Below are 21,729 nucleotides of genomic sequence, written 5' to 3'. Positions count from 1 at the left end.
TTCAACCAGGAGGAGCTTCTGCCATGGCCCAACCCGCCCTCGGCGCCGCCCAGTTCGCCGACGTCGCCCGCGCTGCCGTCGACCGGGTCGTCGCCGCCAACCGGGAGGCCGTCGCCGCCGCGGCCCGGCTCTTCGCCGACTGCGTGGCCGCCGACGGGGTGATCCACGCCTTCGGCACCGGCCACTCCCAGGCCGCCGCCCTCGAAGTCGCCGGACGGGCCGGCGGTCTCGTGCCCACCAGCCGGATCGCCCTCGCCGACCTCGTCCTGCGCGGCGGCGAGGACCCGGCGATCCTGAAGGACCCGCTGCTCGAACGCTCCCCGGGCCTCGCCGACCGCCTCTACGCCCTGGCCACGCCCCGCCCCCAGGACCTCTTCGTGATCATCTCCAACTCGGGGGTGAACAACGCGGTCGTCGACCTCGCGCTCAAGGTCACCGCCGCCGGCCACCCGCTGGTCGCCCTCACCTCCCTGGAGCACACCCGCGCCGTGCCCGCCCTGCACCCGAGCGGCCGACGCCTCGCCGACCTCGCCGACGCCGTCCTGGACAACGGCGCCCCGGCCGGCGACGCGGTGCTGCCGCTGCCCGGCTCCGACGCGGGCGCACTGTGCGGGATCTCCACCCTCACCTCCTCCCTGCTCGTCCAGATGACCGTCGCCGAGGCCGTCGCCCTGCTGCTCGCCGCGGACGTCGATCCGCCGCTCTACGTCTCCGCCAACCTCCCCGGCGGCCACGAGCGCAACGCCGTCCTGGAGGCGCGCTACGCCGGCCGCCTCCACCGCGGCGGTCACTGAACGGGAATCCGGCCCTCGATCAATTAGGTTGGAGACAGCGGGGCACACACGCAGCAAGACGGAGAAATGGGCGATGTCCGAGATGAACAACGAACAGAACAGTGCGCACAGCGCTCCGCAGAAGGGTGGCGGCGGGCGACGGGCGGGCCGGAACAGGCTCGACCAGCTGCCCGAGTGGGCGGCCCTCGGAAAGCACCGTGAGCAGCTGGGCGAGCCCCGGCTGCGTGAGCTGTTCGCCGCCGACCCCGAGCGCGGCAGCGCGTACACGCTGCGGGTCGGCGACCTCTATCTGGACTACTCCAAGCACCTGGTCACCGACGAGACCCTGGGCCTCCTGCGCGAGCTCGCCGCCGCCACCGGCGTGGCCGAGCTGCGCGACGCCATGTTCCGCGGCGAGAAGATCAACAACACCGAGCACCGCGCCGTCCTGCACACCGCGCTGCGCGCCCCGCGCGACGCGGTGATCGAGGTCGACGGAGTGAACGTCGTCCCCGAGGTGCACGCCGTCCTCGACAAGATGGCCGCCTTCGCCGACAAGGTCCGGGCCGGCGAGTGGACCGGCCACACCGGCAAGCCGATCAAGAACATCGTCAACATCGGCATCGGCGGCTCCGACCTCGGCCCCGCCATGGCCTACGAGGTGCTGCGCTCCTACACCCGGCGCGACCTGACGTTCCGTTTCGTCTCCAACGTCGACGGCGCCGACCTCCACGAGGCCGTCCGCGACCTCGACGCCGCCGAGACCCTCTTCATCGTCGCCTCGAAGACCTTCACCACCATCGAGACGATCACCAACGCCACCTCCGCCCGCGACTGGCTGCTCACCGGGCTGGGAGCCGGCCAGGAGGCCGTGGCCAAGCACTTCGTGGCCCTGTCGACCAACGCCGAGAAGGTCGAGGACTTCGGCATCGACACCACGAACATGTTCGAGTTCTGGGACTGGGTCGGCGGCCGCTACTCCTACGACTCCGCCATCGGCCTCTCCCTGATGATCGCCATCGGCCCGGCGGCCTTCCGTGAGATGCTCGACGGCTTCCACCTCGTCGACGAGCACTTCCGCACCGCCCCGCCCGAGGAGAACGCGCCGCTGCTGCTCGGCCTCCTCGGCGTCTGGTACGGCGCCTTCTTCGACGCCCAGTCGCACGCCGTCCTGCCGTACTCGCACTACCTGTCGAAGTTCACCGCCTACCTCCAGCAGCTCGACATGGAGTCCAACGGCAAGTCCGTCACGCGCGACGGGCAGCCGGTCGGCTGGCAGACCGGCCCGGTCGTCTGGGGCACCCCCGGCACCAACGGCCAGCACGCCTACTACCAGCTGATCCACCAGGGCACCAAGGTCATCCCGGCCGACTTCATCGGCTTCGCCCGGCCCGTCGCCGACCTCCAGCCCGGCCTGGTCGCCCAGCACGACCTGCTGATGGCCAACTTCTTCGCCCAGACCCAGGCCCTCGCCTTCGGCAAGACCCCCGAGGAGGTGCGCGCCGAGGGCGTGCCCGAGGAGCTGGTCCCGCACAAGACCTTCAAGGGCGACCACCCCACCACCACCATCCTCGCCGACGCCCTCACCCCCTCGGTGCTCGGCCAGCTCGTCGCCCTCTACGAGCACAAGGTCTTCGTCCAGGGCGCCGTCTGGAACATCGACTCCTTCGACCAGTGGGGCGTCGAGCTCGGCAAGGTCCTCGCCAAGAAGATCGAGCCGGTGCTCACGCAAGGGACCGGAGGCGAGGGGCTCGACTCGTCCACCGCCGGACTCGTCGCCGCCTACCGCGCGCTGCGCGGCCGGGACTGACCCGGTGACCGGGGGGAGGAACGGATCGGACGCGGTACGGCTCCGCCCGCCGAGGCACACCCTCGACGGGCGCGTCGTCCACTGGTGGCGCAGCCGGCTGCTGCTCGCCACCGCCGCACCGGCCGGCGTGCTCGCCGTGCTCGGCGCCCTCGTCGGGCCGGCCAGGACCTGGCTCCTGGCCGCCGCCGCGGCCGTGGCGCTGACCGGGCTCGCCGTGACCGCGTTCCTCCCCGCCTGGCGGTACCGCGTGCACCGCTGGGAGGTCACCGACGAGGCCGTGTACGTGCGCACCGGCGCCCTCCGGCAGGAGTGGCGGATCGCGCCCATGTCCCGGATCCAGACCGTCGACACCGTGCGCGGCCCGCTCGAACAGGCCTTCCGGCTCGCCACCGTCACCGTCACCACCGCCTCCGCCAAGGGCGCCCTGCGGATCGAGGGACTGGACCACGAGCTCGCCGCCGGGCTCGCCGAACGGCTCACCGCGATCACCCGCGCCACCCCCGGGGACGCCACATGAGCGAGGAGTGGCGCCGGCTCGCCCCCCGCTCGGTGCTGGCCGGTGCCGCCGTCCTGTGCGGCGTCGCCGGCGGCGCCGCGCTCCCCGCCTTCCTCAGCCTCTCCTCCGGCTCACGGCCGGCCTGGCAGGCCGCCGCCTGGGTCCTGGCCGGCGCCGCCCTGCTCATCGGCGGCGGCACCGCGGCCGACTGGGTACGGCTCCGGCGCACCCGCTACCGCGTCGGCGCCGACCGCGTCGACCTCCACACCGGCCTGCTCGTCGTCACCCGGCGCTCCCTGGCCCGCGAGCGCATCCGCAGCGTCGACCTCACCGCCAACCCGCTGCACCGCCTCCTCGGCCTGGTCAAGGTCCGCATCGGCACCGGCGAGCACACCGACGGCGAGTCCACCCTCGCACTCGAACTGGTCACCCGCGCCGAGGGCGAACACCTGCGCCGCACCCTGCTCGCCCGCCCGGCCGGCGCGCCCGGGGACACCGCCCACGACGGCCCGCTCGCCACCCTCGACCCGCGCTGGATCCGCTACGCCCCGGTCTCCTTCGTCGCCCCGCTGCTCGGCGGCGCGGCCGCCGGGGCCGTGCTGCAGGTCAGCGACTGGTTCGGCGCCCAGGACGAGGTCATCGGCTGGATAGGGGACCGCTTCGAGGACGTCTCGCTGCCCTGGATGATCGTCGTCCTCGCGCTGCTCGCCACCCTCGCCGGCATGCTGGGCGCGCTCGGCCTGTGGATCGAGATGTGGGCCCACTACCGGCTGGAACGCGAACCGGGCGGCACCCTCAGGGTCCGCCGCGGCCTGTTCACCTCCCGCTCGGTCTCCCTGGAGGAGCGCCGGCTGCGCGGGGTCGAGCTCGTCGAACCGCTCGGCGTGCGCCTGTTCCGCGCCGCCCGGGTCGACGCCGTCGCCACCGGGCTCGCCCAGGACGACGACGACAAGCACGCCGACCTCAAGAACCTGCTGCCTCCCGCGCCGCGCGCCGTCGCCGACCGGGTCGCCGCGAGCGTGCTCCGCGAGACCGGACCGCCCACCGGCGCCGCCCTCGCCGCCCACCCCCGGGCCGCCCGGACCCGGCGGCTGCGCCGGGCGCTCGGGGCCGCCCTCGGCCCGGCCGCCGTCCTCGCCGTCCTCGGCGCCCGGCTCACCCCCGTGCTGCTCTACCTCGCCGGCGGCCTCGCCGTCGTCCTCACCCCGCTCGCCGTGCTGCTCGCCCTCGACGCCTACCGCAACCTCGGACACGGCGTCAGCGGCCGCTACCTGGTGACCCGTTCCGGCACCGTGCGCCGCTCCACCGTCGCCCTCCAGCGCGCCGGCGTGATCGGCTGGACGGTCGGACAGTCCTGGTTCCAGCGCCGCGCCGGCGTGCTCACGCTGAGCGCCACCACCGCGGCCGGCGAGGGCGCCTACACGGTCTACGACGCGGGCGAGAGCCAGGGCCTGGCCTTCGCCGCCGAGGCCGTGCCCGGCCTGCTGGACCCCTTCCTGGAACCCGTACCGGACGCGGAGAAGCCGAGGGCCCGGCCCACCGACAGGTGAACCGGGCCCTGGTGACGCCCCCTCAGGCCGTGGCCGGGGGGCGGAGCTCACGCGGCAGCTCGGACGCGGCCGCCGCGTCGAGCAGCCACAGCGTGCGGGACCGGCCGTACGCGCCGGCCGCCGGGGCCTGCACCTCGCCCGCCCCGGACAGCGCGATCGCCGCGGCCTTCGCCTTGTCCGCGCCGGCCGCGAGCAGCCAGACCTCCTGGGCGGCCCGGATCGCCGGAAGGGTCAGCGAGATCCGGGTCGGCGGCGGCTTCGGCGCGCCGCGCACACCCACCACCGTCCGCTCGGTCTCGCGCACCGCCGGCAACTCGGGGAACAGCGAGGCGACATGGGTGTCCGGGCCGACGCCCAGCATCAGCACGTCGAACGCCGGCACGCCGCCCTGGTCGCCGGGGCCGGCCGCCGCGGCGAGCTCCGCCGCGTACGCCGCGGCCGCGGCCTCGACGTCGTCGCCGTACGCGCCGTCCGAGGCCGGCATCGCGTGCACCCGCGCCGGGTCCAGCGGGACGCTGTCGAGCAGCGCCTCACGGGCCTGGGTGACATTGCGCTCCGGGTCTCCCTCGGGGAGGAAGCGCTCGTCGCCCCACCACAGGTCGAGCCGCGACCAGTCGATCGCGTCCCGGGCGGGCGCCGTCCGCAGGGCCGCGAGCAGACCGTTGCCGTTGCGGCCGCCGGTGAGGACCACCGAGGCGGAGCCGCGGGCGGCCTGGGCGTCCACGACCCTGGTGATCAGCCGGGCCGCGGCGGCCTCGGCCATCAGCTCCTTGTCGCGGTGCACGACCAGCCGGGGAGTGCTCACTTGGCCGCCGCCTTCTTGGCCGGGGTCTTCTTCGCGGTCCGCTTGGCGGGCTCCCCGGTCGCGGTGACCTCCTCGACCACGACGACCTCCTCGGCCGCCGAAGCGGCCGGCTCCGGAGCGGTCGTCGCCGCCTCCTCGTCGAGCCGCTCCAGACCGAAGCGCAGCGCCGAGGCGTAGGTGTCGTCCGGGTCGAGCCGGCGCAGCTCCTCCGCGATCAACTCGGAGGTCTCGCGGCGCTTGAGCGCCACGGCCCGGTCCGGCTGGCCCTGGATGGAGAGCGTCGCCAGCGAGCCGTCCGGCCGGTCCAGCACGATCGGACCGCAGTTGGTCTCAAGCCGCACCGAGGTGAGGCCGGGGCCGCCCGACGCCGAGCGCCGCACCGGGATGCCGAGGCGGTCCGCCAGCCACATGGCCAGCAGCTCCACGCTCGGGTTGAACTCCTCGCCCTCCACCTCGGCCGAGGTGACCTCGCACACGACCTGGTCGAGCGCGGCGGCCAGCATCGACCGCCACGGGGTGATCCGGGTCCACGACAGGTCGGTGTCGCCCGGCGTGTACGCGTCCGCCCGCGCGGTCAGCTCCTGGATGGGCTGCTCGGCGGCGTACGTGTCGGTGACCCGGCGCTGGGCGAGCGCGCCCAGCGGGTCGTTCGCCGGGTCGACCGGGGCGTTCACCGGCCACCAGACGACGACCGGAGCGTCCGGCAGCAGCAGCGGCAGCACGACCGACTGGGCGTGGTCGACGACCTCGCCGTACAGCCGGAGCACCACCGTCTCGCCGGTGCTGGCGTCGGCGCCGAGGCGGACCTCGGCGTCGAGCCGCGCCTTGCTGCGGTCCCGCGGTCCCCGCGAGACCCGCTTGATGACGACGAGGGTCCGCGAGGGGTGCTCGCGGGACGCCTCGTTGGCCGCCTTCAGCGCGTCGTAGGCGTTCTCCTCGTCGGTGACGATGACGAGGGTGAGCACCATGCCGACGGCCGGGGTGCCGATGGCCCGCCGCCCGAGCACCAGCGCCTTGTTGATCTTGGAGGACGTGGTGTCCGTCAGGTCGGTCTTCATGGCCGGCGCCAGCTCCTGCCGTCTCGTGCGAGCATCTCGTCCGCCTCGACCGGACCCCAGGTCCCGGACTGGTACTGCGCGGGCTTGCCGTGCGTGTCCCAGAACCGCTCGATCGGATCGAGGATCTTCCAGGACAGCTCGACCTCCTCGACCCGCGGGAAGAGGTTGGAGTCGCCGAGCAGGACGTCGAGGATGAGCCGCTCGTAGGCCTCGGGGCTGGACTCGGTGAAGGACTCGCCGTAGGCGAAGTCCATCGACACGTCCCGGACCTCCATCTGGGTGCCCGGCACCTTGGAGCCGAAGCGCATGGTCACGCCCTCGTCCGGCTGCACCCGGATGACCAGGGCGTTCTGCCCGAGCTCCTCGGTGGCCGTCTGGTCGAAGGGGGAGTGCGGGGCGCGCTGGAAGACCACCGCGATCTCGGTGACCCGGCGGCCGAGCCGCTTGCCCGTGCGCAGGTAGAAGGGGACGCCCGCCCAGCGGCGGTTGTCGATCTCCAGCTTGATCGCCGCGTAGGTGTCGGTCTTCGACTGCGGGTCGATCCCGTCCTCCTCCAGGTAGCCGACGGCCTTCTCGCCGCCCTGCCACCCGGCCGCGTACTGACCGCGCACCGTGGACTTCGCCAGGTCCTTCGGCAGCTTCACCGCGCCGAGCACCTTGGTCTTCTCCGCCGCGAGCGCGTCGGCGTCGAAGGAGGCGGGCTCCTCCATCGCGGTCAGCGCGAGCAGCTGGAGCAGGTGGTTCTGGATGACGTCACGGGCCGCGCCGATGCCGTCGTAGTAGCCGGCCCGGCCGCCGATGCCGATGTCCTCGGCCATGGTGATCTGCACGTGGTCGACGTACGACCGGTTCCAGATCGGCTCGAAGAGGGTGTTGGCGAAGCGGAGCGCCAGGATGTTCTGGACGGTCTCCTTGCCGAGGTAGTGGTCGATGCGGAAGACCGCCTCGGGCGGGAAGACCTCGTGCACGACCTCGTTGAGCTCCTTGGCGGAGGCCAGGTCGTGGCCGAACGGCTTCTCGATGACGGCGCGCCGCCACGAGCCGTTCTTCTGGTCGGCCAGGCCGTGCTTCTTGAGCTGCTGGACGACCAGGGGGAAGAACTTCGGCGGCACGGAGAGGTAGAAGGCGAAGTTGCCGCCCGTGCCCTGCGCCTTGTCCAGCTCCTCGATGGTGGACTTCAGCTGCTCGAAGGCCTCGTCGCTGTCGAAGTCGCCCTGGACGAAGCGCATCCCCTGGATCAGCTGCTGCCACACCTCCTCGCGGAACGGGGTGCGGGCGTGCTGCTTGACGGCCTCGTGGACCTCGTGGGCGAAGTCCTCGTCCTCCCACTCGCGGCGGGCGAAACCGATGAGGGAGAAGCCCGGCGGCAGCAGACCGCGGTTCGCGAGGTCGTAGACGGCGGGCATCAGCTTCTTACGGGACAAATCGCCCGTGACACCGAAGATCACCAGACCCGACGGCCCCGCGATGCGCGGGAGCCGTCGGTCTGCGGCGTCACGGAGCGGGTTGGCTCCGGTGACTGCGCTCAAGGTGGTTACGCCTCCGAAGGTGCGAGGCGCTGCAGCTCCGCCTCGGTCGACTTGAGCAGCTCGTTCCATGACGCCTCGAACTTGTCGACGCCCTCGTCCTCCAGGAGCTGGACGACGTCGTCGTACGAGATGCCCAGCGCGGCCACGTCGTCCAGGAGCGAGCGGGCCTCGTCGTACGTGCCGTGGATGGTGTCGCCGGTGACCTCGCCGTGGTCGGCGGTGGCCTCCAGGGTCGCCTCCGGCATGGTGTTGACGGTGCCCGGGGCGACCAGGTCCACCACGTACAGGGTGTCCTTGTACGCCGGGTCCTTCACGCCGGTCGAGGCCCACAGCGGACGCTGCTTGTTGGCCTGCGCCTTGTCCAGGGCCGCCCAGCGCTCGGAGCCGAAGACCTCCTCGTACGCCTGGTAGGCGAGCCGCGCGTTGGCGAGGGCCGCCTTGCCCTTGAGGGCCTTGGCCTCGTCGGTGCCGAGGGCGTCCAGGCGCTTGTCGATCTCGGTGTCCACGCGGGACACGAAGAAGGACGCCACCGAGTGGATCTTCGACAGGTCGAGGCCGCGCTCGCGGGCCTTCTCCAGACCGGCCAGGTAGGCGTCCATGACCGCGCGGTAGCGCTCCAGCGAGAAGATCAGCGTCACGTTCACGCTGATGCCGAGGCCGATGACCTCGGTGATCGCCGGCAGACCCGCCTTGGTGGCCGGGATCTTGATGAGCGTGTTCGGCCGGTCCACCAGCCAGGCCAGCTGCTTGGCCTCGGCGATCGTGGCCGCCGTGTCGTGGGCCAGCCGCGGGTCGACCTCGATGGAGACCCGGCCGTCCTGGCCCTGCGTGGCGTCGAACACCGGCCGCAGGATGTCGGCGGCGTCCCTCACGTCAGCCGTCGTGATCATGCGGATGGCCTCGTCCACGGTCACCTTGCGGGCGGCGAGGTCGGCCAGCTGCTGGTCGTAGCCGTGCCCCTCGGAGATCGCCTTCTGGAAGATGGACGGGTTGGTGGTGACACCCACCACGTGGCTCTGGTCGATCAGCTCGGCCAGGTTGCCGGACGTGATCCGCTGACGCGAGAGGTCGTCCAGCCAGATCGCGACGCCTTCGTCGGAGAGGCGCTTGAGTGCGTCTGTCATGAGAATTGCATCTCCAATAAGTCGTACGTATGCGCGTCAGCGCGCGACGGCGTCCAGAGATTCCCGCGCGGCGGCGACGACCGCCTCCGGCGTGAACCCGAACTCACGGAACAGGACCTTCGCGTCCGCCGAGGCACCGAAGTGCTCCAGCGAGACGATCCGGCCGGCGTCACCGACGTACTTGTGCCAGGTCAGACCGATGCCGGCCTCGACCGCGACACGCGCCTTCACCGACGGCGGCAGCACGGCGTCCTTGTACTCCTGGTCCTGCTCCTCGAACCACTCCACCGACGGCATCGAGACCACCCGGGTCGGGACGCCGGCGGCCTGCAGCTGCTCCCGGGCCTCCACGGCCAGGTGCACCTCGGAACCGGTCGCGATCAGCACCAGCTGCGCCGGACCGCCCTCGGCCTCGAACATCACGTAGCCGCCCTTGGCCGCGTCCTCGTTCGGCGCGTAGGTCGGCACGCCCTGACGGGTCAGCGCCAGACCGTGCGGGGCGCCCTTGCCGAACACCTTGGTGTGGCGGCGCATGATCTCGCGCCAGGCGATCGCCGTCTCGTTGGCGTCGGCCGGGCGGACCAGGTTCAGACCCGGGATCGCGCGCAGCGAGGCCAGGTGCTCCACCGGCTGGTGGGTCGGGCCGTCCTCGCCGAGGCCGATCGAGTCGTGCGTCCACACGTACGTCACCGGCAGGTGCATCAGCGCGGACAGGCGCACCGCGTTGCGCATGTAGTCGGAGAACACCAGGAAGGTGCCGCCGTAGACGCGGGTGTTGCCGTGCAGCGCGATGCCGTTCATCTCCGCGGCCATGGAGTGCTCGCGGATGCCGAAGTGGATCGTGCGGCCGTACGGGTCGGCCTCCGGCAGCGGGTTGCCCTCCGGAAGGAAGGAGGACGACTTGTCGATCGTGGTGTTGTTCGAGCCGGCCAGGTCGGCCGAGCCGCCCCACAGCTCCGGGAGCACCGCGCCGAGCGCCTGCAGCACCTTGCCCGAGGCGGCACGCGTCGCGACGCCCTTGCCGGGCTCGAAGACCGGGATGGCCTTCTCCCAGCCCGCCGGGAGCTCGTTGGCCTGGATGCGGTCGAACTCGGCCGCCCGCTCCGGGTTGGCGGTGCGCCACTCGGACAGCTGTTTCTCCCAGGCGGCGCGGGCCTCGCGGCCGCGGTCGCCGAGCGCGCGGGTGTGCGCGAGGACCTCGTCGGAGACCTCGAAGGTCCGCTCCGGGTCGAAGCCCAGGACGCGCTTGGTGGCCGCGACCTCCTCGTCGCCGAGCGCCGAGCCGTGCGCGGCCTCGGTGTTCTGCGCGTTCGGGGCGGGCCAGGCGATGATCGAGCGCATCGCGATGAAGGACGGACGCTCGGTCTCGGCCTCGGCGGCCTTGATCGCCGCGTACAGCGCGACCGGGTCCAGGTCGCCGTCGGCCTTCGGCTCGACGCGCTGCACGTGCCAGCCGTAGGCCTCGTACCGCTTCATCGTGTCCTCGGACACGGCGGTCTCGGTGTCGCCCTCGATCGAGATGTGGTTGTCGTCCCACAGCAGGATCAGGTTGCCGAGCTTCTGGTGGCCCGCGAGCGAGGACGCCTCGGCGGAGATGCCCTCCTGGAGGCAGCCGTCGCCGGCGATCACGTACACGTGGTGGTCGAACGGGGAGGTGCCCTTCGGCGCCTCCGGGTCGAACAGGCCGCGCTCGAAGCGGGCGGCCATCGCCATGCCCACCGCGTTGGCGACGCCCTGGCCGAGCGGGCCGGTCGTCGTCTCCACGCCGGCCGTGTGGCCGTACTCCGGGTGGCCCGGGGTCTTCGAGCCCCAGGTGCGGAAGGACTTCAGGTCGTCCAGCTCGAGGCCGAAGCCGCCCAGGTACAGCTGCGTGTACAGGGTCAGGGACGAGTGCCCCGCGGAGAGGACGAAGCGGTCACGGCCCACCCACTCCGGGTCGGAGGGGTCGTGGCGCATCACCTTCTGGAAGAGGGTGTACGCGGCGGGCGCGAGGCTCATCGCCGTGCCCGGATGGCCGTTGCCGACCTTCTGTACGGCGTCGGCGGCCAGGATGCGGGCGGTGTCCACGGCCCGCTGGTCCCGTTCGGTCCATTCGAGGTCTGTGGTGGTCGGCTTAGTGCTCACCCTGAGTCAGGGCTCCTCTCCACATGTCTGTAGCCGGGGACTGACGGAGGGTGTCCCGGCGCTGTCGAGCCTACCCCCGAAAAACGCCCCTCTTTTCGGGCCCACGCCCCTCAAATGAGCGCTTACGGCAAGACTGCCGCCGCCCGTGGGACTTCGCCTCCCGAGCCGTTCCACCAGGTGCGTCCACCCACCGGGACGCGCCCCGGGGTGAGCCCCGCCAACACGACCCCACCCCCGCGAAGACCGGCGTATGGCCAACGTCTACAGTGGCGTGGTACGCGCAAGCCTTTACCTCGTCCTCATCCGAGTTCTCGACCGAGGGGCTTGCTGGGAATTTCTCTGTCAGGGGTGTGCGTGACGGCCGTCGAGTCCCGACCCGCAGGGGTCGTCTTGACTCCCAGCCCGGGGGGCCATCGGCCGTTCGGGGCCCGCGTCAAGGCATTCGTGGCGCTGACCAAGCCGCGGATCATCGAACTGCTGCTCATCACCACCGTTCCGGTGATGTTCCTCGCCGAGCAGGGCGTGCCGGACCTGTGGCTGGTGCTCGCCACCTGCTTCGGCGGCTACCTCTCCGCGGGCGGCGCGAACGCGCTGAACATGTACATCGACCGCGACATCGACGCCCTGATGGACCGCACCTCCCAGCGCCCGCTGGTGACCGGCGCGCTCACGCCGCGCGAGGGGCTGGTCTTCGGCCTCAGCCTCGCGGTCGTCTCCACGCTGTGGTTCGGCCTGCTCGTCAACTGGCTGTCCGCGGCGCTGTCGCTCGGCGCGCTCCTCTTCTACGTCGTGGTCTACACGATGATCCTGAAGCGGCGCACCGCGCAGAACATCGTCTGGGGCGGCATCGCCGGCTGCCTGCCGGTGCTCATCGGCTGGTCCGCGGTCACCAACTCGATGTCCTGGGCCGCGATCATCCTCTTCCTCGTCATCTTCTTCTGGACGCCGCCGCACTACTGGCCGCTGTCCATGAAGGTGAAGGACGACTACGCGCGCGCCGGCGTGCCGATGCTCCCGGTGCTCGCCTCCAACAAGGTCGTCGCCAAGCAGATCGTCGTCTACAGCTGGGTCATGGTGGCGGTCTCCCTGCTGCTCACCCCGCTGGGCTACACCGGCTGGTTCTACACGGCCGTGGCCCTGGCCACCGGCGGCTGGTGGCTGTGGGAGGCGCACGCCCTCCTCAACCGCGCCAAGGCGGAGGTGACGGGCGCGAAGCTCAAGGAGATGCGCCTGTTCCACTGGTCCATCACCTACGTGTCGCTGCTCTTCGTGGCGGTCGCGGTGGACCCCTTCCTGCGCTAGCCCGCACGGACCCTCATGAGCCCGGTCGACGGCCGGGGCGCGTGGCCCACGCCACGTGCCCCGGCCGTCGCCACGTGATCTACCCCCGAGTAGCATCCTTGGCATGGCAGACACGAAGCAGGCGGAGCGCAGGGCGGCCAAGCTGGCCAAGGAGATCAAGGCCTTCGCCGGGAAGCACGGCGGCGCCGAGGGACAGCTCGCCCACATCGGCCAGGCCGGCACCCGGATCGTCCTCGTGGGCGAGGACGGCGGCTGGGGCGACCTGGTGGCCCCGACGTACGCGATCGCGGAGGCCGCCGCAGAGAAGGCCGGCCTCACGCTCCACGAGGAGTTCGACGGCGAGTTCGCCGCCAAGGTCGTCACCGGCCCGTACGAGTGGACCCGGATGGCCGGGATCCAGCTGGGCGGCCCGGCCAACCGCTGAGGCCGCCGCGGTCCCGCGGCCAACACCTTGCGCGGGGCTCACCCGTTAGGACGTGTGGAAGCCCGTCCACACGTGGGAGCCCCCCGAATGATCGACACACCCCGCCTGGTCGACCAGTACTGCCACGGGGTGCTCCGTACGGAGCTCGGCCTCGGCACCTTCGAGAGCCACCTCGCGCCGGCCGGCACCCCGGCCGCCGCGGGCACCACCTTCTTCGACACCCAGACCGGCTTCGCGGTGCGCCGCTGGTGCCCGCCGCTGCTCGGCCTGGAGCCGCACTGCCCGCCCGCGCGGTATCTGGCCCGGCGCCGTGAACTCGGCGTCCTGGAGGCCGGCCGCCGCCTCCTGCGGGCCTCCGGCATCAGCACCTACCTCGTCGACACCGGACCGCCCGGCGACCTCACCGGCCCCGCCGAGCTCGCCGCCACCGGCGCCGCCGCCGCGCACGAGATCGTCCGGCTCGAACCGCTCGCCCAGCAGGTCGCCGACACCTCCGGCACCGTCGACGGCTTCCTCGCCAACCTCTCCGAGGCGGTCCACGGGGCCGCCGCGGGCGCCGTCGCCCTCTCCTCCACGGCGGGGGTACGGGGCGGGCTCGCCGCCGTCCCGGAGCCGCCCGGACCGGGCGAGGTGCGCGGCGCGGCCGGCCGCTGGCTGGCCCGGCGCGCGGCCGGCGGGCCGGTGGACGACCCGGTGCTGCTGCGCCATCTGCTGTGGGCCGGGGTGGGCGCGGGGCGCCCGCTCCAGTTGCACGTGGGGGACCGCGACCCGAGCGCCCTGGCCGGCTTCGCCGCCGCGACCGGCGGCCTCGGCACCGACCTGGTGCTGCTGCACAGCTACCCGCACCACCGCCAGGCGGCCCGGCTCGCCGCCCACTTCCCGCACGTCCACGCCGACCTGGGCCCGGTGGTGGCCCGCACCGGCGCGCGGGCCGCGGCCGTGCTGGCGGAGTTCCTCGAGCTTGCCCCGTTCGGCAAACTGCTCTTCTCCAGCGGCGCCCGCGCCCTGCCCGAGCTGCACGTGGTGGCCGCCGGGGTGTTCCGCGGGGCGCTCGCCCGGGTGCTCGGCGAGTGGGTCGCCGACGGCGCCTGGTCCCGTACCGACGCGCAGCGCGTGGCCGGAATGCTCGCGGAGGGCAACGCCCGCAGGGTCTACCGGCTCGGGTGAGCTACGCGCTCGCCAGCTGAGGGTCCGGCTGCGCCGGGATCTCCGCGGTGGCGACCGGGCGCTCGCGCAGGCTCAGCGCGAGGCGCAGCACCGCGATCCACATCAGGGACGAGCCGAGCATGTGCGCGGCGACCAGGAGCTCGGGCACCCCGGTGAAGTACTGCACGTAGCCGATCGCGCCCTGGGCGAGCAGCACGACCAGCAGGTCACGGGCGCGGGCCCGGGTGTCGTCCGGGGCGTCCACCACGCGCAGGACCAGCCACATGGCGACCGCGAGCGCGCAGACCAGCCAGGCGGCGACGGCGTGCAGGTGGGCCGCGTTCGTCCAGTCCCACGGCATGCGCGGCACGTCGCTGCTGTCACCGGCGTGCTTGCCCGCGCCGGTGACGGTCGTGCCCAGCGCGATCAGCAGCCCGGAGACCACGACGATCGCCCAGGACAGCTTGCGCACCGGACCCGGCACCCGCGGCTTGGGCGCGGCATCGCCCTCGCCCGCCCGGTGCCAGGTGATCACGGCGACCGTGAGCAGCGAGTTCGCGGCCAGGAAGTGGCCGGCCACGGTCCACGGGTTGAGGCCCATCCACACGGTGACGCCGCCGATCACGGCGTTGCTCATCACGATCCAGAACTGGGCCCAGCCGAGCCGGGTGAGCGGGCGGCGCCGGGGCTTGGCGGCCCGCGCGGCGACGATCGCCCAGCCGACGGCCGCCGACAGGACGTACGTCAGCATGCGGTTGCCGAACTCCACGAAGCCGTGGAAGCCCTGCTCCGCCGTGACGATCAGGCTGTCGTCGGTGCACTTCGGCCAGGTGTCGCAGCCGAGGCCGGAGCCGGTCAGCCGGACCGCGCCGCCGGTGACGATGATGACCACGCTCATCACGACGGCGGAGAGCGCGGCACGCCGGAGCGTCCGGGGGGACGGGGTCCAGCGCTGGGCGATGAAGGCGAGGGGGGTCTGCACGGGCACCATCGTAGGACGGGGCTTGTGCGTGTTTTCACGAGGGGGTACGAGAGGGTGGTTACGGGGCGAGTCGCCCCGTACCGTCACCGCACCGCTACCGAGGGCGCCCCCGCGCCCCTCACTCCCAGCGGAAGAACCGCGCCGCCGCGCCGAGCCCGAGGACCGCCCACACGGCCAGGATCAGGGCGTCGCCCCAGGGCATGCCGGAGCCGTGCTGGAGGACGTCCCGCAGGCCGTCGGAGAGCGCCGAGATGGGCAGCAGCGCGAGCACGTCGCCGGCCGCGCCGAACTTCTCCAGCGGCACCATCACGCCGCCGCCGACCAGCAGCAGCAGGAAGACCAGGTTCGCGGCGGCCAGGGTGGCCTCGGCCTTCAGGGTGCCGGCCATCAGCAGGCCGAGCCCGGAGAACGCGGCGGTGCCGAGGACCAGGAGCGCGAGGACGGCCAGCGGGTTGCCGTGTGGCGACCAGCCGAGCCCGAGGGCGATCGCCGTGAGCAGCACCACCTGGAGCACCTCGGTGACCAGGACGGACAGCGTCTTGGCGGTCATCAGTGCCCAGCGCGGCAGCGGCGAGGCGCCGAGCCGCTTGAGCACCCCGTAACGGCGCTCGAAGCCGGTCGCGATGGCCTGTCCGGTGAAGGCGGTGGACATCACGGCGAGCGCGAGGACGCCCGGGGCGAGGAAGTCGACGGCCTCGCCCGCGCCGGTGTCGACGATGTCGACCGTCGAGAACAGCACGAGGAGGAGGGAGGGGATGATCACCGTGAGGAGCAGCTGCTCGCCGTTGCGCAGCAGCATCCGGGTCTCCAGGGCGGCCTGCGCGGCGATCATCCGCCCGACGGGCGCGGCCCCGGGCCTCGGCGCGTACGTACCCGTACCTGTGGCCGTGCTCATCCGCGCAGCTCCTTGCCGGTCGGTTCCAGGCTGTGCTTTTCCGGGGGACAACCCCCGGACCCCCGGCTCTCGTCCGTGTGGCCCGGCATCATGACCTCAGCTCCTTGCCCGTGAGCTCAAGAAAGACGTCTTCGAGGGTGTGGCGCTCGACCGAGATCCGGTCCGGCAGCACGCCGTGCTGGGCGCACCAGCTGGTGACGGTGGCGAGCAGCTGGGGGTCGACGGTGCCGGTGAGGCGGTAGGCGCCGGGGGTGGGCTCGCCGGCCTGGGTGCCGTCGGGGAGGGCCTTGAGGAGGGAGCCGAGGTCGAGGCCGGGGCGGCCGGTGAAGCGCAGGGTGTTCTCGGCGCCGCCGCGGCACAGCTCCTCCGGGCTGCCCTGGGCGACGACCCGGCCGGCGTCGATGATGGCGACGTCGTCGGCGAGCTCCTCGGCCTCGTCCATGAAGTGGGTGGTGAGCACGACGGTCACGCCGTCGGCGCGCAGCTCGCGGACCAGGTCCCAGGTGGCGCGGCGGGCCTGCGGGTCGAGGCCGGCGGTCGGCTCGTCGAGGAAGACCAGCTCGGGGCGGCCGACGACGGCCATGGCGAGGGAGAGGCGCTGCTGCTGGCCGCCGGACAGGCGCCGGTAGCCGGTGCGGCCGCAGGAGCCGAGGCCGAGGCGCTCGATGAGCGCGTCCACGTCCAGCGGGTGGGCGTGCAGCTTCGCCATGTGGCGCAGCATCTCGTCGGCGCGGGCGCCGGAGTAGACGCCGCCGGACTGGAGCATGACGCCGACCCGGGGGCGCAGGGCGGCGGCGTCGGCGACCGGGTCGAGGCCGAGGACGCGCACGGTGCCGGCGTCCGGCCTCCGGTAGCCCTCGCAGGTCTCGACGGTGGTGGTCTTGCCGGCGCCGTTGGGGCCGAGGACGGCGGTGACGGTGCCGGCCCGGACGTCCAGGTCGAGGCCGTCGACGGCGGTCTTCGTCCCGTACCGCTTGGCCAGGCCCCGGACCCGGACGGCGGACTCGACGGACTCGTTTCGCATGCCGGGAAGTCTAAGGACTGGCCGGTGGACCCGGTCCCGGCGGGGTACGGGCCGGACATGACGGTCTTGGTCGGGACCTCGGGCTGGCAGTACCGGGACTGGCGGGGCGTGCTCTACCCGGAGGGCGTGCCGCAGCGGCGCTGGCTGGAGGAGTACGCCCGGAACTTCGCGGTGGTGGAGAACAACAACGCCTTCTACCGGCTGCCGGAGCGGTCCGTGTTCGCCGACTGGCGGGAGCGGACGCCCGAGGGCTTCGTCATGGCGGTGAAGGCGAGCCGCTATCTGACCCACATCAAGCGCCTGAAGGCGCCGGCCGAGCCGGTGGCGCGGCTGATGGGCCGCGCGGAGGCGCTGGGCGCGCGGCTGGGGCCGGTGCTGCTCCAGCTGCCGCCGAACCTGCGGGCCGATCCGGAGCTGCTGGACGCGGCGCTGGCCCGGTTCCCGGAGGGGACGCGGCTCGCGGTGGAGTTCCGGCACCCGTCCTGGTGGACGGACGAGGTGGCCGGGGTGCTGGCCGGGCGGGGCGCGGCGCTGTGCTGGGCGGACCGGGGCTCGCGGCCGGTGGCCCCGCTGTGGCGGACCGCGGACTGGGGTTATCTGCGGCTGCACGAGGGCCGGGCGCGGCCCTTCCCCTCGTACGGCAGGAAGGCGCTGTCCGGGTGGGCGGACCGGATCGCGGAGGCCTGGCCGGAGCGGGCGGACGTCTTCGTCTTCTTCAACAACGACCCGGGCGGCGCGGCGGTCCGCAACGCGGAAACCTTCCTCCGCCTCGTGGAGAGAACGGGCCGTCCGGTGCTTCGCCCGAAGGGGTGAGCGGAGGGCCGGGCGGGGGCGGAAAGCGCTGGTCAGACCGGTCGTGATTCGTCCTACGAATGATCGTTTCCGCAGGTCAGGTAAGCCTTACCTGCGTGACGTACCGCACCGTCGTGCACCCGGACCTCGCTTGTCAGTCCCCGATTAATTACGCAACAATGGCGTTGTGAAAAACGTCGGAGAGGCTCCCACGGAGGAACTCGCGACCGGTGAGCGATCCACGCGCAACCGGGTCGCGCGGTCCATCCTGGACCACGGCCCCTCGACCGTCGCCGACCTCGCCGAGCGCCTCGGCCTCACCCAGGCCGCCGTTCGCCGCCACCTCGACTCCCTGGTGAGCGACAACGTGGTGGAGGCCCGCGAGAAGCGGGTCTACGGCGCCCGCACCCGCGGCCGGCCCGCGAAGGTCTTCGCGCTCACCGACTGCGGCCGGGACGCCTTCGACCAGTCCTACGACAAGCTGGCCGTCGAGGCCCTGCGCTGGATCGAGCGCAACGCCGGAGGCGAGGCCGCCGTCGCGGCCTTCGCGCGCGACCGGATCGAGGCCCAGGCGGAGACCTATCGCGCCGCCGTCGAGTCGGCGGACCCCCAGGAGCGCACCGAGGCCCTGGCCAGGGCGCTGACGGCCGACGGGTACGCTGCCACTGCGCGCAACGCGCCGGTCGGCGAGCAGCTCTGCCAGCACCACTGCCCGGTCGCCCACGTCGCCGAGCAGTACCCCCAGCTGTGCGAGGCGGAGACGGAGTTCTTCTCCCGCCTCCTCGGGACCCACGTCCAGCGCCTGGCCACCATCGCGCATGGTGACGGCGTCTGCACGACCTTCATCCCGCACGGCACCCCACAGACCACTCCATCCACAGCATCCGCAAGCACGGCCGGGAGGAACCCCGCATGACCACCGAGATCAGCCACCCCGAGCTCGAGGGCCTGGGTCGGTACGAGTACGGCTGGGCCGACTCGGACGCGGCCGGTGCCGCCGCTCAGCGAGGTCTCTCCGAGGACGTCGTCCGCGACATCTCGGCGAAGAAGAACGAGCCCGAGTGGATGCTGAAGCTCCGGCTGAAGGGTCTGCGCCTCTTCGACAAGAAGCCCATGCCGACCTGGGGCTCCGACCTCTCCGGCATCGACTTCGACAACATCAAGTACTTCGTGCGGTCCACCGAGAAGCAGGCCGAGTCCTGGGAGGACCTGCCGGAGGACATCAAGAACACGTACGACAAGCTCGGCATCCCGGAGGCGGAGAAGCAGCGCCTCGTCGCCGGCGTCGCCGCCCAGTACGAGTCCGAGGTCGTCTACCACCAGATCCGCGAGGACCTGGAGGAGCAGGGCGTCATCTTCGTCGACACCGACACGGCCCTGAAGGAGCACGAGGAGCTCTTCAAGGAGTACTTCGGCACCGTCATCCCGGTCGGCGACAACAAGTTCGCCTCCCTGAACACGGCCGTGTGGTCCGGCGGCTCCTTCATCTACGTGCCGAAGGGCGTGCACGTGGAGATCCCGCTCCAGGCCTACTTCCGCATCAACACGGAGAACATGGGCCAGTTCGAGCGGACGCTGATCATCGTCGACGAGGACGCCTACGTCCACTACGTCGAGGGCTGCACCGCCCCGATCTACTCCTCGGACTCGCTGCACAGCGCCGTGGTCGAGATCATCGTCAAGAAGGGCGGCCGCTGCCGCTACACGACCATCCAGAACTGGTCGAACAACGTCTACAACCTGGTGACCAAGCGCGCCGTCGCCTACGAGGGCGCCACCATGGAGTGGGTCGACGGCAACATCGGCTCCAAGGTCACCATGAAGTACCCGGCCGTCTACCTGATGGGCGAGCACGCCAAGGGCGAGACCCTGTCCATCGCCTTCGCGGGCGAGGGCCAGCACCAGGACGCCGGCGCCAAGATGGTCCACATGGCCCCGAACACCTCGTCGAGCATCGTCTCGAAGTCGGTGGCCCGAGGCGGCGGCCGCACCTCCTACCGCGGTCTGATCGAGATCGGCGAGGGCGCCCCCGGCGCCAAGTCCAACGTGCTGTGCGACGCGCTGCTCGTGGACACGATCTCCCGCTCGGACACGTACCCCTACGTGGACGTCCGCGAGGACGACGTCACCATGGGCCACGAGGCCACCGTCTCCAAGGTCTCCGAGGACCAGCTCTTCTACCTGATGCAGCGCGGCCTGACCGAGCAGGAGGCCATGGCGATGATCGTGCGCGGCTTCGTCGAGCCGATCGCCAAGGAGCTGCCCATGGAGTACGCGCTGGAGCTGAACCGGCTGATCGAGCTGCAGATGGAAGGCGCGGTCGGCTAAGCGCCCCGCCCCTCCGTACCGCAGCGACCGATTTCTTACGCAGGAAGAGAGCAACACGACAGCCATGGCTGACGCCCAGAACATCCCGGCGGGCTCCACCACCGCCGGCTCGATCGCGGTGGCCGCCGAGTCCACCGTCGCCACGCGCATGAGCGCCCCGCCGTCCTTCGACGTCGCGGACTTCCCGATCCCGCACGGCCGCGAGGAGGAGTGGCGCTTCACCCCGCTGGAGCGCCTGCGCGGCCTGCACGACGGCACCGCCGTCGCCACCGGCGAGGGCGTCCGCGTCGAGATCGAGGCCCCCGAGGGCGTCACCGTGGAGACCGTCGGCCGGGACGACGCCCGCCTCGGCAAGGCCAAGCCGGTCGACCGGGTCGCCGCCCAGGCGTACTCCTCCTTCGAGAAGGCCTCGGTCGTCAGCGTGCCCAAGGAGGCCGTGCTCACCGAGCCGATCCGGATCGCCGTGCACGGCGAGGGCGGCGTCGCCTTCGGCCACCAGGTGATCGAGCTCGGCGCCTTCGCCGAGGCCCTGGTCGTCCTCGACCACACCGGCGACGCGGTGCTCGCCGCCAACGTCGACTACGTGCTCGGCGACGGCGCCAAGCTCACCGTGGTCTCCGTCCAGGACTGGGACGAGAAGGCCGTCCACGTCGCCCAGCACAACGCGCTGCTCGGCCGCGACGCCTCCTTCAAGTCGGTCGTGGTGACCTTCGGCGGCGACCTGGTGCGCATCCACCCGCGCGTCGAGTACTCCGGCCCCGGCGGCGAGGCCGAGCTCTTCGGCCTCTACTTCACCGACGCCGGCCAGCACCAGGAGCACCGCCTGCTGGTCGACCACAACACCCCGCACTGCAAGTCCAACGTGGCCTACAAGGGCGCGCTGCAGGGCCAGGACGCGCACGCGGTGTGGATCGGCGACGTGCTCATCCAGGCCGCCGCCGAGGGCACCGACACCTACGAGCTCAACCGGAACCTCGTCCTCACCGACGGCGCCCGGGTCGACTCCGTGCCGAACCTGGAGATCGAGACCGGCGAGATCGCCGGCGCCGGCCACGCCTCCGCCACCGGCCGCTTCGACGACGAGCAGCTGTTCTACCTGATGGCCCGCGGCATCCCGGAGACCGAGGCCCGCCGCCTGGTCGTCCGCGGCTTCTTCGCCGAGCTGGTCCAGCAGATCGGCCTGCCGGACGTCGAGGAGCGCCTGATCGCCAAGATCGAGGCCGAGCTGGAGGCTTCCGTCTGATGGCCTTCGTCCGCGTCTGCGCGCTGAGCGAGCTGGAGACCGACACGCCCAAGCGGGTCGAGGTCGACGGCACGCCGGTGTCCGTCGTCCGCACCGACGGCGAGGTGTTCGCGATCAACGACATCTGCTCGCACGCGAACGTCTCGCTCTCCGAGGGCGAGGTCGAGGACTGCGCCATCGAGTGCTGGCTCCACGGTTCCAGCTTCGACCTCCGCACCGGCAAGCCGTCCGGCCTTCCCGCGACGCGCCCCGTCCCCGTATACCCCGTAAAGATCGAAGGGGACGATGTGCTCGTCTCCGTCACCCAGGAGTCCTGAGTCACCC

Annotated in this window: 20 protein-coding genes; 12 read left to right on the top strand and 8 right to left on the bottom strand. The window is 72.2% G+C overall.

Annotated features, from left to right (window positions below; all coding sequences use genetic code 11):
• Window positions 1-23 precede the first annotated feature (23 nt).
• The 4 genes from ACIGW2_RS17090 (at window position 24) to ACIGW2_RS17075 (ending at window position 4,629) form a co-directional block, all read left to right on the top strand.
• Window positions 24-794 (top strand): sugar isomerase domain-containing protein, encoded by a 771-nt coding sequence (locus ACIGW2_RS17090; RefSeq protein ID WP_391655259.1) that lies wholly within the window; start codon window positions 24-26, stop codon window positions 792-794.
• Between the two features lie 82 nt (window positions 795-876).
• Window positions 877-2,583, top strand: a complete 1,707-nt coding sequence (gene pgi, locus ACIGW2_RS17085) for a glucose-6-phosphate isomerase (protein WP_391655344.1) — start codon at window positions 877-879, stop codon at window positions 2,581-2,583.
• A 4-nt stretch (window positions 2,584-2,587) separates the two neighbouring features.
• Entirely contained in the window at window positions 2,588-3,100 is a 513-nt protein-coding gene (locus ACIGW2_RS17080) for a PH domain-containing protein (protein ID WP_391655260.1), read from the top strand.
• Entirely contained in the window at window positions 3,097-4,629 is a 1,533-nt protein-coding gene (locus ACIGW2_RS17075; protein WP_391655261.1) for a PH domain-containing protein, read from the top strand. The genes ACIGW2_RS17080 and ACIGW2_RS17075 overlap by 4 nt, the downstream gene beginning before the upstream one ends.
• 22 nt (window positions 4,630-4,651) lie before the next feature.
• On the opposite strand, the gene pgl is transcribed toward ACIGW2_RS17075, so the two are convergent.
• The 5 genes from pgl to tkt are packed head-to-tail and all read right to left on the bottom strand — an operon-like array spanning window position 4,652 to window position 11,269.
• Entirely contained in the window at window positions 4,652-5,434 is a 783-nt protein-coding gene (gene pgl / locus ACIGW2_RS17070; protein ID WP_391655262.1) for a 6-phosphogluconolactonase, read from the bottom strand.
• Window positions 5,431-6,492, bottom strand: a complete 1,062-nt coding sequence (opcA, locus tag ACIGW2_RS17065; RefSeq protein WP_391655263.1) for a glucose-6-phosphate dehydrogenase assembly protein OpcA — start codon at window positions 6,490-6,492, stop codon at window positions 5,431-5,433. The genes pgl and opcA overlap by 4 nt, the downstream gene beginning before the upstream one ends.
• Window positions 6,489-8,021 carry a glucose-6-phosphate dehydrogenase gene (gene zwf, locus ACIGW2_RS17060; RefSeq protein ID WP_361588635.1) on the bottom strand — a complete coding sequence of 511 codons (1,533 nt, stop codon included), beginning with the start codon at window positions 8,019-8,021 and terminating at the stop codon, window positions 6,489-6,491. Before zwf ends, opcA begins: the two co-directional genes overlap by 4 nt.
• Before the next feature lie 5 nt (window positions 8,022-8,026).
• On the bottom strand, window positions 8,027-9,145 hold the full coding sequence (tal, locus tag ACIGW2_RS17055) for a transaldolase (RefSeq protein WP_361588633.1): 1,119 nt from the start codon (window positions 9,143-9,145) through the stop codon (window positions 8,027-8,029).
• A 36-nt stretch (window positions 9,146-9,181) separates the two neighbouring features.
• Entirely contained in the window at window positions 9,182-11,269 is a 2,088-nt protein-coding gene (gene tkt, locus ACIGW2_RS17050; RefSeq protein ID WP_361588631.1) for a transketolase, read from the bottom strand.
• Window positions 11,270-11,623: 354 nt separating this feature from the next.
• On the opposite strand from tkt, the gene ACIGW2_RS17045 reads away from it, so the two are divergent.
• The 3 genes from ACIGW2_RS17045 (at window position 11,624) to ACIGW2_RS17035 (ending at window position 14,162) form a co-directional block, all read left to right on the top strand.
• Window positions 11,624-12,571, top strand: coding sequence for a heme o synthase (locus ACIGW2_RS17045; protein WP_391655264.1), 948 nt, complete (start codon window positions 11,624-11,626; stop codon window positions 12,569-12,571).
• A 103-nt stretch (window positions 12,572-12,674) separates the two neighbouring features.
• On the top strand, window positions 12,675-12,995 hold the full coding sequence (locus ACIGW2_RS17040; protein WP_361588627.1) for a hypothetical protein: 321 nt from the start codon (window positions 12,675-12,677) through the stop codon (window positions 12,993-12,995).
• Between the two features lie 87 nt (window positions 12,996-13,082).
• On the top strand, window positions 13,083-14,162 hold the full coding sequence (locus tag ACIGW2_RS17035) for an amidohydrolase (protein WP_391655265.1): 1,080 nt from the start codon (window positions 13,083-13,085) through the stop codon (window positions 14,160-14,162).
• 1 nt (window position 14,163) lies between these two features.
• On the opposite strand, the gene ACIGW2_RS17030 is transcribed toward ACIGW2_RS17035, so the two are convergent.
• The 3 genes from ACIGW2_RS17030 to ACIGW2_RS17020 form a co-directional block, all read right to left on the bottom strand.
• Entirely contained in the window at window positions 14,164-15,132 is a 969-nt protein-coding gene (locus ACIGW2_RS17030; protein ID WP_356062588.1) for a COX15/CtaA family protein, read from the bottom strand.
• 109 nt (window positions 15,133-15,241) lie between these two features.
• Window positions 15,242-16,018, bottom strand: coding sequence for an ABC transporter permease (locus ACIGW2_RS17025; RefSeq protein ID WP_391655266.1), 777 nt, complete (start codon window positions 16,016-16,018; stop codon window positions 15,242-15,244).
• A gap of 88 nt (window positions 16,019-16,106) precedes the next feature.
• Entirely contained in the window at window positions 16,107-17,042 is a 936-nt protein-coding gene (locus ACIGW2_RS17020; RefSeq protein ID WP_399844262.1) for an ABC transporter ATP-binding protein, read from the bottom strand.
• 57 nt (window positions 17,043-17,099) lie between these two features.
• Between ACIGW2_RS17020 and ACIGW2_RS17015 the strand changes: the two genes are divergently transcribed.
• From ACIGW2_RS17015 to ACIGW2_RS16995, 5 genes are all read left to right on the top strand, one after another.
• Window positions 17,100-17,855: a DUF72 domain-containing protein gene (locus ACIGW2_RS17015; RefSeq protein WP_399844260.1), complete on the top strand. Its 756-nt coding sequence runs from the start codon at window positions 17,100-17,102 to the stop codon at window positions 17,853-17,855.
• A gap of 166 nt (window positions 17,856-18,021) precedes the next feature.
• Entirely contained in the window at window positions 18,022-18,750 is a 729-nt protein-coding gene (locus ACIGW2_RS17010; RefSeq protein WP_361588618.1) for a metalloregulator ArsR/SmtB family transcription factor, read from the top strand.
• Complete coding sequence (sufB, locus tag ACIGW2_RS17005; RefSeq protein WP_356062601.1) at window positions 18,747-20,162, top strand: Fe-S cluster assembly protein SufB; 1,416 nt, start codon at window positions 18,747-18,749, stop codon at window positions 20,160-20,162. Before ACIGW2_RS17010 ends, sufB begins: the two co-directional genes overlap by 4 nt.
• A 64-nt stretch (window positions 20,163-20,226) precedes the next feature.
• The gene (sufD, locus tag ACIGW2_RS17000; RefSeq protein WP_361588616.1) at window positions 20,227-21,405 is read left to right on the top strand and encodes a Fe-S cluster assembly protein SufD; all 1,179 of its coding nucleotides are present in this window, start codon (window positions 20,227-20,229) and stop codon (window positions 21,403-21,405) included.
• Window positions 21,405-21,722: a bifunctional 3-phenylpropionate/cinnamic acid dioxygenase ferredoxin subunit gene (locus ACIGW2_RS16995; protein ID WP_356062606.1), complete on the top strand. Its 318-nt coding sequence runs from the start codon at window positions 21,405-21,407 to the stop codon at window positions 21,720-21,722. The genes sufD and ACIGW2_RS16995 overlap by 1 nt, the downstream gene beginning before the upstream one ends.
• Window positions 21,723-21,729 lie beyond the last annotated feature (7 nt).

Origin of the sequence: Streptomyces sp. NPDC053541, from assembly GCF_044544705.1 — a bacterium.
In the GTDB taxonomy this organism is placed as follows: Bacteria; Actinomycetota; Actinomycetes; order Streptomycetales; family Streptomycetaceae; genus Streptomyces.
The sequence above is the reverse complement of the archived record's forward strand: the minus strand, read 5'-3'. Positions and strand labels throughout refer to the sequence as shown.